The organism is Enterobacter cloacae complex sp. SHL012 (assembly GCF_049237505.1).
GTDB lineage: Bacteria > Pseudomonadota > Gammaproteobacteria > Enterobacterales > Enterobacteriaceae > Enterobacter > Enterobacter kobei.
Window position 1 is genome coordinate 556,324 of the sequence record NZ_JBMKIZ010000001.1, and the last position, 17,156, is coordinate 573,479.

At 55.8% G+C, this 17,156-nt stretch carries 14 protein-coding genes; 9 read left to right on the forward strand and 5 right to left on the reverse strand.

The window, feature by feature from the left end; all coding sequences use genetic code 11:
- Window positions 1-68: 68 nt before the first annotated feature.
- From ACOTY9_RS02690 to narI, 6 genes are all read left to right on the forward strand, one after another.
- Window positions 69-644: a TetR family transcriptional regulator gene (locus ACOTY9_RS02690; protein WP_014883918.1), complete on the forward strand. Its 576-nt coding sequence runs from the start codon at window positions 69-71 to the stop codon at window positions 642-644.
- Between the two features lie 209 nt (window positions 645-853).
- The gene (locus tag ACOTY9_RS02695; RefSeq protein WP_071922207.1) at window positions 854-2,233 is read left to right on the forward strand and encodes a NarK family nitrate/nitrite MFS transporter; all 1,380 of its coding nucleotides are present in this window, start codon (window positions 854-856) and stop codon (window positions 2,231-2,233) included.
- A 73-nt stretch (window positions 2,234-2,306) separates the two neighbouring features.
- Entirely contained in the window at window positions 2,307-6,047 is a 3,741-nt protein-coding gene (locus ACOTY9_RS02700; RefSeq protein WP_421637301.1) for a nitrate reductase subunit alpha, read from the forward strand.
- Complete coding sequence (narH, locus tag ACOTY9_RS02705; RefSeq protein ID WP_014883921.1) at window positions 6,044-7,588, forward strand: nitrate reductase subunit beta; 1,545 nt, start codon at window positions 6,044-6,046, stop codon at window positions 7,586-7,588. The genes ACOTY9_RS02700 and narH overlap by 4 nt, the downstream gene beginning before the upstream one ends.
- Window positions 7,588-8,283: a nitrate reductase molybdenum cofactor assembly chaperone gene (gene narW, locus ACOTY9_RS02710; protein ID WP_088126716.1), complete on the forward strand. Its 696-nt coding sequence runs from the start codon at window positions 7,588-7,590 to the stop codon at window positions 8,281-8,283. Before narH ends, narW begins: the two co-directional genes overlap by 1 nt.
- Window positions 8,280-8,960 (forward strand): respiratory nitrate reductase subunit gamma, encoded by a 681-nt coding sequence (gene narI, locus ACOTY9_RS02715; protein ID WP_014883923.1) that lies wholly within the window; start codon window positions 8,280-8,282, stop codon window positions 8,958-8,960. The genes narW and narI overlap by 4 nt, the downstream gene beginning before the upstream one ends.
- A gap of 87 nt (window positions 8,961-9,047) precedes the next feature.
- Here narI and ACOTY9_RS02720 read toward each other — a convergent pair whose 3' ends face one another.
- Window positions 9,048-9,497, reverse strand: a complete 450-nt coding sequence (locus tag ACOTY9_RS02720) for a hypothetical protein (RefSeq protein ID WP_032636427.1) — start codon at window positions 9,495-9,497, stop codon at window positions 9,048-9,050.
- 95 nt (window positions 9,498-9,592) lie between these two features.
- The gene (gene nhoA / locus ACOTY9_RS02725; protein ID WP_045268189.1) at window positions 9,593-10,438 is read right to left on the reverse strand and encodes an N-hydroxyarylamine O-acetyltransferase; all 846 of its coding nucleotides are present in this window, start codon (window positions 10,436-10,438) and stop codon (window positions 9,593-9,595) included.
- Window positions 10,439-10,545: 107 nt separating this feature from the next.
- On the opposite strand from nhoA, the gene ACOTY9_RS02730 reads away from it, so the two are divergent.
- The gene (locus ACOTY9_RS02730) at window positions 10,546-11,118 is read left to right on the forward strand and encodes a flavin reductase family protein (RefSeq protein WP_023330480.1); all 573 of its coding nucleotides are present in this window, start codon (window positions 10,546-10,548) and stop codon (window positions 11,116-11,118) included.
- 35 nt (window positions 11,119-11,153) lie between these two features.
- Here ACOTY9_RS02730 and fusA read toward each other — a convergent pair whose 3' ends face one another.
- Window positions 11,154-13,253 (reverse strand): elongation factor G, encoded by a 2,100-nt coding sequence (fusA, locus tag ACOTY9_RS02735; RefSeq protein ID WP_063666495.1) that lies wholly within the window; start codon window positions 13,251-13,253, stop codon window positions 11,154-11,156.
- A gap of 161 nt (window positions 13,254-13,414) precedes the next feature.
- Between fusA and ACOTY9_RS02740 the strand changes: the two genes are divergently transcribed.
- Entirely contained in the window at window positions 13,415-13,714 is a 300-nt protein-coding gene (locus ACOTY9_RS02740) for an ArsR/SmtB family transcription factor (protein WP_045268191.1), read from the forward strand.
- 63 nt (window positions 13,715-13,777) lie between these two features.
- On the opposite strand, the gene ACOTY9_RS02745 is transcribed toward ACOTY9_RS02740, so the two are convergent.
- Entirely contained in the window at window positions 13,778-14,233 is a 456-nt protein-coding gene (locus ACOTY9_RS02745; protein WP_045268230.1) for a GNAT family N-acetyltransferase, read from the reverse strand.
- 164 nt (window positions 14,234-14,397) lie between these two features.
- Here ACOTY9_RS02745 and ACOTY9_RS02750 point away from each other — a divergent pair, with 164 nt between their 5' ends.
- A complete protein-coding gene (locus ACOTY9_RS02750; RefSeq protein WP_348565485.1) occupies window positions 14,398-15,894 on the forward strand; it encodes a PLP-dependent aminotransferase family protein in 1,497 nt (498 codons plus the stop codon).
- Between the two features lie 82 nt (window positions 15,895-15,976).
- Here ACOTY9_RS02750 and ACOTY9_RS02755 read toward each other — a convergent pair whose 3' ends face one another.
- Complete coding sequence (locus ACOTY9_RS02755) at window positions 15,977-16,978, reverse strand: Kdo(2)-lipid IV(A) acyltransferase (RefSeq protein WP_180261715.1); 1,002 nt, start codon at window positions 16,976-16,978, stop codon at window positions 15,977-15,979.
- Between the last annotated feature and the right edge of the window lie 178 nt (window positions 16,979-17,156).

Below are 17,156 nucleotides of genomic sequence, written 5' to 3' on the forward strand. Positions count from 1 at the left end.
TACGTAAAGTTGAACGAGTGTCCAGCTTTTTGTTACACTCGTTTCATTCCCATTGAGAGTGAGTAAACATGCGATATCTGAGCAAGGATGAACGGCGGGAAGCAATCTTACAGGCCGCCATGCGCGTGGCGCTCGCCGAGGGGCTGGCGGCGATGACGGTGCGGCGCATTGCGACTGAAGCGGGCGTCGCTACCGGGCAGGTTCATCACCACTTTGCCTCCGGCGGTGAGTTGAAATCGCTGGCATTCGTTCGCCTGATCCGCGAACTATTAGATGCCGACGTAGCGGATGAACGTGCCACCTGGCGGGAACGGTTGCACAGCATGCTCGGCAGCGACGACGGTAAGTTTGAGCCTTATATCCGACTGTGGCGGGAAGCGCAAATTCTCGCCAGCCGGGATCCCGAGATCAAAGCGGCTTATGTCCTGACCATGGAGATGTGGCATCACGAGACGGTGGTTATTATCCGTGCCGGGGCGGAAGCAAGGGCATTCACACTCACCGATCGGGCGGAAAATATTGCCTGGCGTTTGATAGGGCTGGTTTGCGGCCTGGATGGGATCACCGTATTAAATATGCCGGAAATGGACGATGCGGCGCTAAATAAACATCTCGACAAACTTATCACGCTGGAATTGTTTTAATACTCCTTCCGGAGTATTAATTCCCGCAACACTTACAATTGGTAACATATTAAGCGCTCCGCAATTTCCATTCTCACCTCAGGGGCGCTCTTTTTTATCTATCCTTTCAGATGTATCCCAAAACATCCAATAAATCCAACATCAAATTCTCACTCATCTTTTTGTTTTTACTTCTTTTTTCTTTCCATTAAGGTAAGCAAGAGGGCGCTATGTCGCAACAAAGTGAAAAGAATAATCCGCATCTGTTGAGTAACTGGAAACCTGAAAACGCGCAATTCTGGGAGAATAAAGGAAAACATATCGCACGAAGAAATCTATGGATTTCTGTGGCTTGCCTGCTATTAGCGTTTTGCGTCTGGATGTTATTTAGCGCCATCGCCGTCAACCTGAATAAAGTCGGATTTAATTTCACCACCGATCAGCTTTTTATGCTAACAGCATTACCTTCTCTCTCTGGTGCGATATTGCGCGTCCCCTACTCGTTTATGGTACCGATATTCGGTGGGCGTTACTGGACGGTATTGAGTACCGTCATCCTGATTATCCCCTGCGTGTGGCTGGGAATTGCCATTCAAAACCCCGCGACGCCGTACTGGATCTTTATCATCATCGCCCTGCTCTGCGGATTTGCTGGCGCTAACTTCGCATCGAGCATGGGCAACATCAGCTTTTTCTTCCCGAAATCCAGACAGGGCAGCGCGCTGGGCATCAACGGCGGGCTGGGCAACCTGGGCGTCAGCGTGATGCAGCTGGTTGCGCCGCTGGTCATTTTCCTCCCGATGTTCACCTTCCTCGGGGTGCACGGCGTGCCACAGGAGGATGGCTCGACGATGTGGCTGGCAAACGCGGCCTGGATCTGGGCCCCCCTCCTGCTGCTGGCAACCATTGCGGCGTTTTTTGGCATGAACGATATTGCCAGTTCAAAGGCCTCCATCGCCAGCCAGCTTCCGGTCCTGAAACGCTTTCACCTCTGGCTGCTAAGCCTGCTCTATCTGGCGACCTTCGGCTCGTTTATCGGTTTCTCGGCGGGCTTTGCCATGCTGTCGAAAACCCAGTTTCCGGACGTGAACATCCTGCACCTTGCCTTCTTTGGTCCCCTGATCGGCGCGCTGGCCCGCTCGGCGGGCGGGATGATCTCCGACAAACTGGGCGGCGTGCGGGTGACGCTGATCAACTTCGTCTTTATGGCGATTTTTAGCGCCCTGATTTTCCTGACGCTTCCGGGCTCCGGTTCAGGCAGTTTCTTCGCCTTCTATCTGGTGTTTATGGGGCTGTTCCTCACTGCCGGGCTGGGCAGCGGTTCCACCTTCCAGATGATTGCGATTATTTTCCGCCAAATTACCCTCGACCGCGTCAAAAAGCAGGGCGGCACGGACGAGCAGGCGCAGCATGAAGCGGTGACCGAAACAGCGGCCGCGCTGGGCTTTATCTCTGCTATCGGCGCCGTGGGCGGCTTCTTCATTCCCAAAGCGTTTGGCACCTCGCTGGCGATGACCGGATCGCCGGTCGGGGCCATGAAAGTGTTCCTCGTGTTTTACATCGTCTGTGTCCTTGTCACCTGGCTGGTGTACGGCCGCAAATCGTCATAAAAATAATAACGACCTCTTTGCCGGAGCGGGATGCACCCCCCTCCGGCCATGCTATCGAAGCAGGAGAAATGTCATGAGCAAACTGTTGGACCGCTTTCGTTACTTCAAAACAAAAGGCGACAGTTTCGCCGATGGGCACGGGCAGGTGTATCACACCAACCGCGACTGGGAGGACAGCTATCGTCAGCGCTGGCAGTTCGACAAGATTGTGCGCTCCACCCACGGCGTGAACTGTACCGGCTCCTGTAGCTGGAAGATTTATGTCAAAAATGGCCTGGTGACCTGGGAAACCCAGCAAACCGACTATCCACGCACCCGCCCTGACCTGCCCAACCACGAACCGCGCGGCTGCCCGCGTGGCGCAAGCTATTCCTGGTATCTCTACAGCGCCAACCGTCTCAAATACCCGCTGGTGCGCCGCAGGTTAATTGAACTCTGGCGAGAAGCGCTGGCGCAGCATACCGATCCGGTGCTGGCCTGGGATGCCATTCAGAACGATCCGCAGAAAGCGCAGAGCTACAGGAAAGCGCGCGGAAAAGGCGGTTTTATCCGCTCAAACTGGAAAGAGCTGAACCAGCTGATTGCCGCCGCCAACGTCTGGACCATCAAAAATTATGGCCCCGATCGCGTCGCCGGTTTTTCCCCTATCCCGGCGATGTCGATGGTCTCTTACGCCGCCGGGACCCGCTATCTCTCGCTGCTGGGCGGCACCTGCCTGAGCTTTTACGACTGGTACTGCGATCTGCCTCCGGCCTCCCCAATGACCTGGGGTGAGCAGACCGATGTGCCGGAATCAGCAGACTGGTATAACTCCAGCTACATCATTGCCTGGGGCTCGAACGTGCCGCAGACGCGTACCCCGGACGCCCACTTTTTCACTGAGGTGCGCTACAAAGGCACCAAAACCGTCGCCATTACGCCGGACTTCTCGGAAGTCGCGAAGCTGAGCGACCAGTGGCTGGCGCCTAAACAGGGCACCGACAGCGCCCTCGCCATGGCAATGGGCCATGTGATCCTTAAAGAGTTCCACCTCGATAACCCGAGCGACTACTTCCTCAACTACTGCCGCCGCTACACCGACATGCCGATGCTGGTCCTGCTGGACGAACAGGCCGATGGTCGCGTCGTACCGGGGCGGATGCTGCGAGCCTCAGACCTTGTCGACGGGCTGGGTGAAGCCAATAATCCTGAATGGAAAACGGTCGCCTTTGATATTGCCGGGAACCTGGTGGTGCCAAACGGTTCCATCGGCTTCCGCTGGGGAGAAAAAGGCAAATGGAACCTGGAGCCCCGGGCGGCAGGCCATGAAAGCGAGCTGACCCTCTCCCTGCTGATTACGCACGATAGCGTCGCAGATGTCGCCTTCCCCTACTTTGGCGGTAATGAGAACCCGCATTTTCGCAGCGTGAAGCAGGAGCCGGTGCTGACGCGCCGCGTACCGAGCAAAACCCTGACGCTCGCCGACGGTCGCGAGAAACGGGTAGTCAGCGTTTACGATCTGGTGCTGGCGAACTACGGCCTCGATCGTGGTCTGCAGGACAGTAACGCCGCAGACAGCTATGACCAGATCAAAGCATACACTCCCGCATGGGGAGAGCAGATCACCGGCGTACCCGCGTATCTGATTGAAAAAATCGCCCGCGAGTTTGCCGACACGGCGCACAAAACGCACGGGCGGTCGATGATTATCCTCGGTGCCGGGGTGAATCACTGGTACCACATGGACATGAACTACCGCGGGATGATCAACATGCTGGTCTTCTGCGGCTGCGTCGGGCAGAGCGGTGGCGGCTGGTCGCACTATGTGGGCCAGGAGAAACTGCGTCCGCAAACCGGCTGGCTGCCACTGGCCTTTGCGCTGGACTGGAACCGCCCGCCACGTCAGATGAACAGCACGTCATTCTTTTACAACCACGCCAGCCAGTGGCGCTATGAGAAGCTGACTGCGCAGGAGCTCCTCTCCCCGCTGGCGGATGCCACCCAATTCACCGGGCACCTGATCGACTTCAACGTTCGCGCCGAGCGCATGGGCTGGTTGCCCTCGGCGCCGCAGCTCAACCTGAACCCGTTGCACATTAAGGCACGTGCCGATGCGGCGGGCATGACGCCGCAGGACTACACCGTTCAGGGGCTAAAATCGGGAGACGTTCGCTTCGCCTGCGAGCAACCCGATAACGGCAAGAGCCACCCGCGTAACCTGTTTGTCTGGCGCTCTAACCTGCTTGGCTCGTCAGGGAAAGGTCACGAGTACATGCTGAAATACCTGCTCGGCACCGAGAGCGGCATTCAGGGTGAAGATTTGGGTTCCACAGACGACGTGAAGCCTGAAGAGGTCGAATGGCAAACCGCTGCCATCGAGGGCAAGCTCGATCTGCTGGTGACGCTCGACTTCCGCATGTCCAGCACCTGTCTGTTCTCCGATATCGTCCTGCCGACTGCCACCTGGTACGAAAAAGACGACATGAATACCTCGGACATGCACCCGTTTATTCACCCGCTCTCCGCCGCCGTCGATCCGGCGTGGGAATCGCGCAGCGACTGGGAGATCTACAAAGGCATCGCCAGGGTCTTCTCCGAGGTGTGCGTCGGTCACCTGGGCACCGAAACCGACGTGGTTCTGCAACCGTTGCAGCACGACTCTCCGGCGGAACTCTCTCAGCCGTTTGATATCCAGGACTGGCGCAAAGGTGAATGCGATTTGATCCCCGGCAAAACCGCGCCAAACATTGCGGTCGTTGAGCGAAACTACCCGGAAACTTACGAGCGCTTTACGTCTCTTGGCCCCCTGATGGACAAGCTCGGTAACGGCGGAAAAGGCATATCGTGGAATACCCAGAACGAGGTCGATTTCCTCGGCAAGCTCAATTACGTCAAGCCCGACGGCCCGGCAAAAGGTCGTCCGCGGATTGAAACCGCCATTGACGCTTCAGAGGTGATCCTCGCCCTCGCGCCGGAAACCAACGGTCAGGTGGCGGTTAAGGCCTGGCAAGCGCTTGGGGAGTTGACCGGACGTGACCACACGCATCTGGCGCTGAACAAAGAAGACGAGAAAATTCGCTTCCGTGATATCCAGGCGCAGCCGCGCAAAATCATCTCCAGCCCAACCTGGTCCGGTCTTGAGAGCGAGCACGTCTCCTATAACGCGGGTTATACCAACGTTCATGAGCTAATCCCCTGGCGCACCCTTTCCGGTCGTCAGCAGTTGTATCAGGATCACCCGTGGATGCGTGCTTTCGGGGAGAGTCTGGTGGCCTACCGTCCGCCGATTGATACCCGTAGCGTGAGCCATATGCGCGAGATCCCGCCGAACGGCTTCCCGGAAAAAGCGCTTAACTTCCTGACGCCGCATCAGAAATGGGGCATTCACTCCACCTACAGCGAAAACCTCCTGATGCAGACCCTGTCGCGCGGCGGGCCGATTGTCTGGATAAGCGAAACCGACGCGCGTGAGCTGGGCATTGAGGACAACGACTGGATCGAAGCCTTTAACGCTAACGGCGCCCTCACCGCCCGCGCGGTAGTCAGCCAGCGCGTGCCGCCGGGCATGACCATGATGTACCACGCTCAGGAGCGCATTCTGAACATTCCGGGCTCTGAAGTGACCGGCCGGCGCGGGGGGATCCACAACTCCGTCACCCGCGTCTGCCCGAAACCGACGCACATGATCGGCGGCTATGCGCAGCTGGCGTACAGCTTTAACTATTACGGCACCGTCGGCTCGAACCGCGACGAATTCATCATGATCCGCAAAATGAAAAACATTAACTGGCTGGATGGCGAAGGTCGGGATCAGGTACAGGAGACGAAAAAATGAAAATACGCTCACAGGTTGGCATGGTTCTGAATCTCGATAAATGCATCGGCTGCCACACCTGCTCGGTCACCTGTAAGAACGTCTGGACCGGGCGTGAAGGCATGGAATATGCGTGGTTCAACAACGTCGAAACCAAGCCGGGCATTGGCTATCCAAAAAACTGGGAAGACCAGGAGGAGTGGCAAGGCGGCTGGATCCGAGGGATCCACGGCAAACTGACCCCGCGTCTCGGCGGCAAAATGGGCGTTCTGTCGAAAATTTTCGCTAACCCTGTTCTGCCGCAAATTGACGATTACTATGAACCCTTCACCTTTGATTATCAGGACCTGCATCGCGCCCCGGAGGGGGATCATCTCCCTACCGCTCGCCCTCGCTCGCTGATTGACGGCAAGCGGATGGATAAAATCGTCTGGGGGCCTAACTGGGAGGAGCTGCTGGGCGGTGAGTTCGAAAAGCGCGCCCGCGACCGCAACTTTCAGAAGATCCAGAAGGAGATGTACGGCCAGTTTGAAAATACCTTCATGATGTACCTGCCGCGCCTGTGCGAGCACTGTCTGAACCCAAGCTGCGTCGCCACCTGCCCGAGCGGTGCCATCTACAAGCGCGAAGAGGACGGCATTGTGCTGATTGACCAGGACAAGTGCCGCGGCTGGCGTTTGTGCATCAGCGGTTGCCCGTACAAGAAAATTTACTTCAACTGGAAGAGCGGTAAATCCGAGAAATGCATCTTCTGCTACCCGCGCATTGAGTCCGGCCAGCCGACCGTTTGCTCAGAAACCTGCGTCGGGCGTATTCGCTATCTCGGCGTGCTGCTGTACGACGCGGACCGCATTGAAGAAGCGGCCAGCACCGAGCACGAAACCGATCTGTACGAACGTCAGTGCGACGTGTTCTTGAACCCGCACGATCCGGCGGTCATCGAAGAAGCGCTGAAACAGGGCATTCCGGCGAACGTCATTGAGGCAGCGCAAAAATCGCCTGTTTATAAAATGGCGATGGACTGGAAGCTGGCTCTGCCGCTGCACCCGGAATACCGCACCCTGCCGATGGTCTGGTACGTGCCACCGCTGTCACCGATTCAGTCCTACGCGGATGCCGGCGGCCTGCCGCAGAGTGATGGCGTACTGCCTGCTGTCGAAAGCCTGCGCATCCCGGTGCAGTATCTGGCAAATATGCTTAGCGCAGGTGACCCAGGCCCGGTGCTGCGTGCTCTGAAACGTATGATGGCGATGCGCCACTACAAACGCTCCCAGACCGTGGAAGGCGTGACCGATACTCGCGCCATCGAAGAAGTCGGCCTGACCGAAGCGCAGGTTGAGGAGATGTACCGCTATCTGGCTATTGCGAATTACGAAGATCGCTTCGTGATCCCCACCAGCCACCGTGAAATGGCGCGCGACGCGTTCCCGGAGAAAAACGGCTGCGGCTTCACCTTTGGTGACGGTTGCCACGGCTCCGACACCAAATTCAACCTCTTCAACAGCAGCCGCATCGATGCCATCAACATTACCGAGGTGCGCGAACATGGGGAGGGAGAATAATGCAGATCCTCAAGATCGTCGCGCTGCTGATTGAGTATCCCGATGACACGTTATGGGAGAACCGTGATGAAGCGCTCTCGCTGATTGCGCAGGACGCGCCCATGCTGCTGCCGTTTGCCCAACAGCACCTGAGCGCCCCTCTACTGGATAAACAGGCCGAGTGGTGTGAAGTGTTCGAACGCGGGCGCGCCACCTCGCTACTGCTGTTCGAGCACGTTCACGCCGAATCCCGCGATCGCGGCCAGGCGATGGTTGACCTGATGAGTCAGTATGAAAAAGCGGGCCTGGTGCTGGATTGCCGTGAGCTGCCGGATTACCTGCCGCTCTATCTGGAATATCTCAGCATCGTAACCGACGACGAAGCGCGTGAGGGATTGCAGAACGTTGCGCCAATCCTCGCCCTGGTTGGCGGTCGTCTGAAACAGCGTGGCGTGGCGCATTATCAGCTGTTTGACGCCCTGCTCGCCCTGGCCGGAAGCCGCCTTTCAAGTGACAGTGTCACTCAACAGGTGTCAGGTGAGAAACGCGACGATACCCGCCAGGCGTTGGATGCCGTGTGGGAAGAGGAACAGGTGAAGTTTATCGAAGACAACGCCACATCGTGCGACAGCTCGCCGATGCAGCACTATCAACGACGCTTTAGCCAGGACGTCGCGCCGCAGTACGTGGACGTCAGTGCCGGAGGCCCAAAATGACACATTACCTGAACGTGTTTTTCTATGACATTTACCCCTACATCTGCGCCACCGTTTTTTTCCTCGGCAGCTGGTTGCGTTACGACTACGGGCAGTACACCTGGCGCGCCTCGTCGAGCCAGATGCTCAGCAAACGCGGTATGAACTGGGCCTCTAACCTGTTTCACATCGGGATCCTGGGGATTTTCTTCGGCCACCTGTTCGGCATGTTAACCCCGCACTGGATGTATGCCTGGTTTTTGCCCGTCGCGGTTAAACAGCAGTTGGCTATGATTGCGGGCGGGATTTGCGGCGTGCTGACACTCATCGGTGGGTCAATGCTGCTGATCCGCCGCCTGTTCAACCAGCGCGTGCGTGCAACGTCCACCACGCCGGATATCATCATCATGAGTATCCTGCTGATCCAGTGCATTCTTGGGCTGTCGACCATTCCGTTCTCCGCTCAGTATCCGGACGGAAGCGAGATGATGAAGCTGGTCGGCTGGGCACAGGGGATCGTGACGTTTAAGGGCGGCTCGTCGGAGATGTTAAGCGGCGTGGCACCGATCTTCCGCGTACATCTGGTGCTGGGGATGACGATCTTCCTTATCTTCCCGTTCACCCGCCTGGTCCACGTCTGGAGCGCGCCGTTTGAGTATTTTACCCGGCGGTATCAGGTGGTGAGATCGCGCCGCTGAGTGTGTCGGGTGGCGGCTACGCCTTACCCGCCCTACGTTCGAGCCCTTGCAGGCCCGGTAAGGCGTAGCCGCCACCGGGCTATAAGGTCAGAACGGAGTGCTTCCGCTTATGATTGAAACAACTAACATCAGAACTAAAACCGCAATGATGAGACCAAAAGCCAGTAACGCCGCATGAAAAGCGATCGTGGCCCCGGAAAAAAAGAGTGCCCCACTCACGGTCCATTTGTTCTCTTTACGCAGGCCACTAATGAAAGCAAGTCCAAGCGACACGACAGACAACACTATTCCGCTGGCGATCAGTAACCGGTCGATATCTACTGGTTTCTTTTTCGTCTCAACGATCGGCTGCTCTCCTTTTAAACCAGCCATTATTCCTTTTTTTACTGCCGAAACCTTTTCAGCCACAACAACTTCAAGTGCTGTCGACTTTGAAGAAAACGGACCGAGGGTAAACTGAGCTAAGGAGAGAAGCAGCGCAATAACACCGAGCAACATTCCCACAGAACTAAATTTATTCCGAATCAAGATTTCCATATCAGTATGCCTTTTATGTTGTCGGGTGGCGGCTGCGCCTCACCCGACCTACGTTCGAACCCATGTAGGCCCGGTAAGGCGTAGCCGCCACCGGGCTATTTTCCTGCCTGCGGATGCGTATCAAACCCCGCCATCACCGCCGTCAATTCTGCTAGTGTAAAGCCGTGCTTCGGATCGTCAACCCCAAGACCAAACCGCGACTGCATCAGCTGATACAGCGCCTCTGCATCCGGCAAATGGATCTGCTCCTCCACATGGCCATTCTGCCAGTGGGTGAAGTTGAAGTTGGTCAGCGTCAGCTTACCGCCGTCCGGCAGATGGCGGCACATCAACAGATGATGGCGGAAATGCGATTGCGGCCAGTGCGCCGACCAGAAGTTCCCCATAACATAATCACTGAAATATTGCGTCGTCAGGTCAAAGTGATACATCGACTGCCAGTGTTCATGATGGCGGAACTGCAGCACCCAGTCGTTCCCCTCGCTCAGCAGACGATACTGCCCGTGCGGCGTTTCCTGTTCTTCGTTAGCCAGCAGACGAATCGGCGCCGTCAGCGTCTGGCCGCCAAACCCAACGTCAGCAATCCAGCGTTCACCGTTAAGCTCGACCAGCAGCAGGCGGTGCGTACGCGGCGGCATCTGCGACGGATTCGCCAGGACCACGCGCCCGAGCACGCTGCGCACCGTAAACCCGACGTCACGCAAGACTCGCTCAAAAAGGCCGTTTTGCTCAAAGCAATATCCCCCACGGCGCGCGGTCACCAGTTTGTCCTCCAGACATTGATCTTCGAGATGAATTTCGCGCGGCAGGACGACATCAATATTTTCGAATGGAATGGCGCAGTTGTGGTGTAAATGCAGCGCGCGCACGGTATCGATATCTACCCGTGTGGGTTGCGTCCAGCCGATACGCGCGAAATAGCCAGTCAGAAATGGGGACATGCATCAGTTTCCTTTGAGGGTGATGTTCTGTTTATAAACTAATTTTGCGCATTCATTTTGATTTACGTGCTTTTTCGCCATACTCATCGTGTAGATGAGGAGATCCTATGAGCCACTTTCGCCCTGTTGAATTGCGTCATGCCAGCCGCCTGCTGAACCACGGTCCTACCGTACTGATTACCAGTCGGGACGAATCTCTCGACAGACGCAACGTGATGGCCGCCGCATGGTCAATGCCCGTGGAGTTTGAACCGCCGCGCATCGCTATCGTGGTGGACAAAAGTACCTGGTCGCGCGAGCTGATTGAGCGCAGCGGGAAGTTTGGGATTGTCATTCCCGGCGTAGCGGCGGCCAACTGGACTTACGCGGTCGGCAGCGTCAGCGGGCGCGACGAGGACAAATTCAACTGCTACGGCATTCCGGTCGTAAACGGCCCTGAACTCGGCCTGCCGGTTATCGAAGAAAAATGTCTGGCGTGGATGGAGTGCCGGTTATTACCCGTTACCTCCGCGGCGGAAAAATATGACACATTGTTTGGCGAAGTGGTTTCGGCGGCAGCAGATGAGCGTGCGTTCGTCGCCGGACGCTGGCAGTTTGACGGGGATAAACTGAATACGCTGCATCATCTTGGGGCCGGGACGTTTGTGACGAGCGGGAAGATGGTGAAGGCTCTGGATTGAAAAACCCTCTCCCCATAAGAGAGAGGGTTGACGTACTACTTCGCGCGCTTCGAAATAATCTCATCCGCAACATTCCGCGGTGCTTCCGCAAAATGATGGAACTCCATCGTATACGTCGCGCGTCCCTGGGACATCGAGCGTAATGTCGTGGCGTAGCCAAACATCTCGGCCAGCGGCACGTCAGCGCGGATAATCTGGCTGCCGTACTGCTCTTCCATGCCCTGCACCATGCCGCGTCGGGAGGAGAGATCGCCCATGATGTTACCGGCGTACTCTTCCGGTGTTTCCACCTCCACGTGCATGATCGGCTCAAGAATCACCGGATCCGCCCTGCGAGCGCCCTCTTTGAAACCAAGGATTGCCGCCATGCGGAACGCCATCTCAGACGAGTCGACATCGTGGTACGAGCCAAACGTCAGCGTCGCTTTAACATCGACAACCGGATAGCCCGCCAGCACACCGCTGTTCATGGCCTCCCGCAGCCCTTTCTCAACGGACGGGATATACTCGCGTGGCACCACGCCGCCCTTTGTCGCATCCTCAAACGTAAAGCCACTGCCAGGTTCTGTCGGCTCCAGGCTCAGGACAACATGGCCGTACTGCCCTTTACCACCGGACTGACGGACAAACTTACCTTCGATATCCTTCACCGCCTTACGCAGGGTTTCACGGTAGGTCACCTGTGGACGACCAATGTTCGCCTCGACGCCAAACTCACGCTTCATACGGTCGACGATAATCTCCAGGTGTAACTCACCCATTCCGGAAATAATGGTCTGACCGGACTCTTCGTCAGTATGCAGACGGAACGACGGATCTTCCGCTGCCAGACGCTGCAGCGCGATCCCCATTTTCTCCTGATCGCCTTTGGTTTTCGGCTCGATTGCCAGCGAGATAACCGGATCCGGGAACTCCATGCGTTCAAGCGTGATAACGGCGTTCGGGTCGGTGAGAGTATCACCCGTGGTCACGTCTTTCAGCCCAACGCAGGCCGCGATGTCCCCGGCGCGCAGTTCATCCACCTCGTGACGGTCGTTGGCGTGCATCAGCACAATACGCCCGATGCGCTCTTTTTTTCCTTTCACCGGGTTATAGACCGCATCACCTTTACGCAGCACGCCAGAGTAAACGCGGATAAAGGTCAGTTGCCCGACATACGGGTCGCTCATCAGCTTGAATGCCAGGGCGGAGAACGGTTCCTCATCGCTCGGATGACGCTCCGCGTGCTGCCCTTTTTCATCCACGCCATCAATGGCCGGCACGTCCAGCGGGGACGGCATCAGCTCAATCACCGCATCAAGCATGCGCTGCACGCCTTTGTTTTTGAACGCGCTGCCGCACAGCATCGGCTGGATTTCGCCAGAAATGGTGCGGATACGCAGGCCTTTAATCATGTCCGCTTCCGTCAGATCCCCCGTTTCGAGGTACTTATCCATCAGCTCATCGCTGGCTTCCGCCGCGGCAGAGACCATTTTTTCCCGCCATTCCTGGGCAGTACTGACGAGATCGTCCGGCACGGGTGCATAGGTAAACACCATGCCCTGAGTGGCATCGTCCCACAAAATGGTGCGCATCTTGATGAGATCCACCACGCCGGTGAAGTGCTCTTCCGCGCCAACCGGAATCACAATCGGCACCGGGTTGGCCTTCAGGCGTTCCTGCATCATCCGCACCACGCGGAAGAAATCTGCCCCTGGACGGTCCATTTTGTTAACAAACGCAATGCGAGGAACTTTGTATTTGTTCGCCTGACGCCAGACGGTTTCCGACTGTGGCTGCACGCCACCCACGGAGTCATACACCATGACCGCGCCGTCGAGCACGCGCATGGAACGTTCGACCTCAATGGTGAAATCCACGTGCCCCGGGGTGTCGATGATGTTGATCCGGTGCGGTTCAAACCCTCTGTCCATGCCTGGCCAGAAGCAGCTGACCGCCGCGGAGGTAATCGTGATCCCGCGCTCTTGCTCCTGCGCCATCCAGTCAGTGGTTGCCGCGCCATCGTGTACTTCACCCAGCTTATGGCTCATCCCGGTATAAAACAGGATGCGCTCAGTGGTGGTTGTTTTACCGGCATCGATATGCGCGGAGATACCGATGTTGCGATAACGTTCGAGAGGGATGGGTCGGGGCATACTATTTCCTTAAGTCTTTCTGACTTGTCTGTGACGACTGGGATGGTCGTGTATTCGTTCGTTTGCTATAATAGTCCTATTGTACGAGTATTATCGAACTATTTTTTACGGGTTGACCTATTGTTGATATAGCTCAATCTGACGCCATACGCAGGAAAACGATGATCCCAAACCACCCTGAAACTGAACAAATACTGCTGGAAAATGTGCTGTTTGCTCTCGGCAACCCGCTCCGGCTGTCAATTATCCGCCGACTTGCCGACGGCGGCGAACTCAGCTGTAACGCGCTGCGCCCGGAAGATGTGGTGAAATCCACCATGACCCACCACTGGCGCGTATTGCGGGACAGCGGCGTCATCTGGCAGCGTCCGCAGGGACGAGAAAACATGATTTCTTTGCGAAGAGAAGATCTGGATACCCGTTTTCCAGGGTTGATGGAGATACTTTTGCAGGCTAAATGATAAGAGTACGTCTGGTTTAATGCCCCTTAAAGTTTTTAAGGGGCACACGGACAGCGAAGGGATTTATCTTACGTGCATACGATATTCAATCATCCCGCTTTTTTTCGCAATCCAGTCGTACAATCGTTGCGCGCGATAATTGGCTTCATGCGTATGCCAGTAAAGATGGCTGGCGTGATGTTTTCTTGCTTCTCTCTGCACATATTCTATTAACTGTTTGCCCGTGTGTTTGCCCCTTGCTGCATCGCTGACATATAAATCTTCGAGGTAGCAATAATCGCTCTCAGCCCAGGTCGAACGGTGAAAAAGATAATGCGCAAACCCCACCACCTCTCCATTGCATCGTGCCACTACGCAGAATACTGGCTCAACGGAGCTGAAAAATCGTTGCCAGGTTCGTTCAGTCACTGCCCCGGACAGATCGACGTTGTAAAATTCCTGATATTTTCTCCATAGTGGCATCCAGCTTTCAAAATCACGTTCTTTAACTGCTTCAATGGTCACGCTCGTATTATTCATAATGCCTCTGTGCTTATCCCGTATTTGTTTCAGGAAGAGTGTATTCGCTGAATGGCCCGTTTTGCCCCACCAATTCTCAACACAAAGGCAGACCAATTTTTCATCCTGCTGCATACACTATTGCTTTAGAATCAAGGGACACAGAGGGAAAAGTGGACAACATAATGTTTAAGCACGCGCAGCTTGAAACGGTTAAGGCATGGATTTCCGACCCTGCAAACGGTTCACTACCGCTTCATGAAAGGATCCAGAGAGCGATACGCACATTGATACTTGAAGGGACCTTATCGCACGGTAAGGCGCTTCCTGCTTCACGTGCGCTGGCTACCTCATTGAATGTTTCGCGGGATACGGTTGAAGCAGCCTATTCCAGCCTGCATGCAGAAGGTTTTATTGAGCGGCAAACAGGCAGAGGGAGCTTCGTCTCTTCCAGCGCCCGGTTTTTAAAACCACGTTCCCTACAGCATCCGCCAACCGCGGAAACACGAAAAGCAAAACTTAGCGCCCGTGGAAAGGTCATCTATGAAAGTGGCGGGATCCGCGAGTTTTCTTCGCCACGTCCGCTGGCGCCCGGTATCCCCGAAACCCGCCTGTTCCCCCTTCCAACCTGGGAGCGTCTTCAGCGGCAGGTCCAGAAGGAATATCAGCACAAAATACTGGAGCAAAGTCCACCGCAGGGCATGGAGCGCTTACGGCGGGCCATCGCGGAATATGTCAATCTTGAGCGCGGGACACGTGCGAGTGCAGAACAGGTGATCGTTCTGACAAGTTCTCAACAGGCGCTAGCGCTCTGTTCACACGTGCTGCTGGACAACGGGGAGAGTATTGTCATAGAAGATCCCACCTATCAAGGGGCACACAAAGCGTTTAAGGCTGCCGGACTGCACCCTGTCCCGGTTCCTCTTGATGAAAAAGGCATATCCGTTGACGCACTTAATTCGCTAACCGAACCTGCCAGAGCTATCTACCTTACCCCTTCTCATCAGTATCCAACTGGGGTGACGCTCTCTCTTGACCGACGACTGGCCGTCATTGAATGGGCAAACCGTCACGCCGCCTGGATCATTGAGGATGACTATGACAGTGAGTTTCACTATGAAGGAAAGCCTATGGCCTGCCTTCAGGGGCTGGATGCTTACAACCGGACAATTTATATCGGCACGTTCACCAAGTCGCTGTTCCCCGGGCTACGTATTGCGTACATCATCGTCCCCTCAGAACTGACCGAGCCCTTTACCATGGCCAGGACATTAATGGACGGCCATACCGCATCAATAACTCAACTGACGCTGGCTAAATTTTTGGAGGGGGGCCATTTTGGTGCCTATATTCGCAAGATGAGGAACGTTTATGTTGCTCGTCGCGACAAACTGGCCAATCTGATGGACGAGTATCTTTCTGATTATGTTGTGTACACAACGCCAGCGGGTGGCATGCAGATGCCTTGCCACCTGAGGCACGGGCTATCCGAGAAGGATATTGCCGCCGCGGCCCGTCGCGCTGATATTGATATATTAGGACTTACCGGCTTATATGCAGGCAGCCCGGTATCCACCGGTTTTTTAATGGGATTTGCCGCTTACACCGAAAGGGAAATAGAAGACGCGGTAAAAAAGCTGGCCGCAATTTTCCGGTCATGTTGTTATCTCTCGCCACTGTAGATACTCGACAGCAGCCCTGGTGGCCTGCGGACTATGCGCCGTACCGCAGGCCCTCACCGCATGGTGAGGGCAGGATGCTCCCTTAGTGCTGGACGCCCGAGCGGTCAGTAAGCTCGTCGGCGGGGAGAATATCCACTCGCGATGCCACGCTCTTGCGGCGTGCATACCTGTCAGGCTGGCCTTCCGGGCGCGTTTTGAAGCGTCGGTGGAGCCACATATACTGCTCCGGTGCCATCAGCACGGCTCGCTCGATAGCCCTGTTCATCTGCGTTGCAACCGTCTCTTTGTCAGCACCCTGCAACGACGCGCTGATATCCTCAAGAATAATCAGTTCGTAACCGGTTCCGTCCGCCCTGCGACGCGGCACGAACGGAATCACGGCGGGCTGAGCGCTTTTTACCAGCATATAGCTTCCTGCCGTAGTTGCGGCATCCGGGACAGCAAAGAAGGGTGCAAACACGCTGTTAGTCTTGCCATAGTCGTGATCCGGGGCGTACCACAGAATCTCATTCTGCTTCAGGGCGCGGATCATGCCTTTTAAATCATGACGGTCCAGCATGGTTTTATTAGAACGCAGACGCCCGCGCGTCTGAAGCCAGTCCAGCAACGCATTATTATTCGGACGATAAACCCCAATCCCCGGGTTGAGCATGCCAAAAATCCGCGCGCCCAGTTCAAGGGTGAGAAAATGCATGCCAACCAGCACCACGCCCTTTCCTTGCGCCCTGGCCTGCTCCATATGCTCATACCCGCGCACGGTAAAGCATTTACGCACCCGCCATTCGGGCCAGAACCACGCCATGCCGGTTTCAATTACCCCCATCCCCACGGATTCAAAGTTACGCTGCAGCAAGGCTTCACGCTCCTCTGCTTTCATCTGCGGAAAGCACAGCTCTAGGTTGCGGCGGGCAATCGCCACGCGGCGAGGGAGAAGGCGCATAGCCAGCCGCCCGAGGCGATGTCCAATTCTGAATAACAGCGGATAAGGCAGTAGCATAATGAGCCATAGCGCGGCGATGCCTGTCCAGCTTAGCCAGTATCGGGGATGGAAAAAGGCAGGTGAAAACCGGGGTAATTTTGTCATGAGAAAATTATCCTTTAACGTTGCTGTCCTTAATTGATTCTGTTGTCGATCTTTCCTAAGGATTTATAAAATGTCAGTCAGGAACGTAAAGTGTACCGGATAAGATTAAACTTATTTTTATCGTTTTTTGCGGAAAGAAGGCTTGAGAGGCAGACAAAGCCGGGAAAGACGAAGCGGC

What these genes read in the sequence shown, in the direction of transcription:
- ACOTY9_RS02700 (WP_421637301.1), top strand. Translation starts at nt 2,307, where the DNA reads ATGAGCAAACTGTTGGACCGCTTTCGTTACTTCAAAACAAAAGGCGAC.
- ACOTY9_RS02730 (WP_023330480.1), top strand. Translation starts at nt 10,546, where the DNA reads ATGAGCCACTTTCGCCCTGTTGAATTGCGTCATGCCAGCCGCCTGCTG.
- ACOTY9_RS02755 (WP_180261715.1), bottom strand. Translation starts at nt 16,978, where the DNA reads ATGACAAAATTACCCCGGTTTTCACCTGCCTTTTTCCATCCCCGATAC.
- narH (WP_014883921.1), top strand. Translation starts at nt 6,044, where the DNA reads ATGAAAATACGCTCACAGGTTGGCATGGTTCTGAATCTCGATAAATGC.
- fusA (WP_063666495.1), bottom strand. Translation starts at nt 13,253, where the DNA reads ATGCCCCGACCCATCCCTCTCGAACGTTATCGCAACATCGGTATCTCC.
- narW (WP_088126716.1), top strand. Translation starts at nt 7,588, where the DNA reads ATGCAGATCCTCAAGATCGTCGCGCTGCTGATTGAGTATCCCGATGAC.
- narI (WP_014883923.1), top strand. Translation starts at nt 8,280, where the DNA reads ATGACACATTACCTGAACGTGTTTTTCTATGACATTTACCCCTACATC.
- ACOTY9_RS02690 (WP_014883918.1), top strand. Translation starts at nt 69, where the DNA reads ATGCGATATCTGAGCAAGGATGAACGGCGGGAAGCAATCTTACAGGCC.
- ACOTY9_RS02750 (WP_348565485.1), top strand. Translation starts at nt 14,398, where the DNA reads ATGTTTAAGCACGCGCAGCTTGAAACGGTTAAGGCATGGATTTCCGAC.
- ACOTY9_RS02695 (WP_071922207.1), top strand. Translation starts at nt 854, where the DNA reads ATGTCGCAACAAAGTGAAAAGAATAATCCGCATCTGTTGAGTAACTGG.
- ACOTY9_RS02745 (WP_045268230.1), bottom strand. Translation starts at nt 14,233, where the DNA reads ATGAATAATACGAGCGTGACCATTGAAGCAGTTAAAGAACGTGATTTT.
- nhoA (WP_045268189.1), bottom strand. Translation starts at nt 10,438, where the DNA reads ATGTCCCCATTTCTGACTGGCTATTTCGCGCGTATCGGCTGGACGCAA.
- ACOTY9_RS02720 (WP_032636427.1), bottom strand. Translation starts at nt 9,497, where the DNA reads ATGGAAATCTTGATTCGGAATAAATTTAGTTCTGTGGGAATGTTGCTC.
- ACOTY9_RS02740 (WP_045268191.1), top strand. Translation starts at nt 13,415, where the DNA reads ATGATCCCAAACCACCCTGAAACTGAACAAATACTGCTGGAAAATGTG.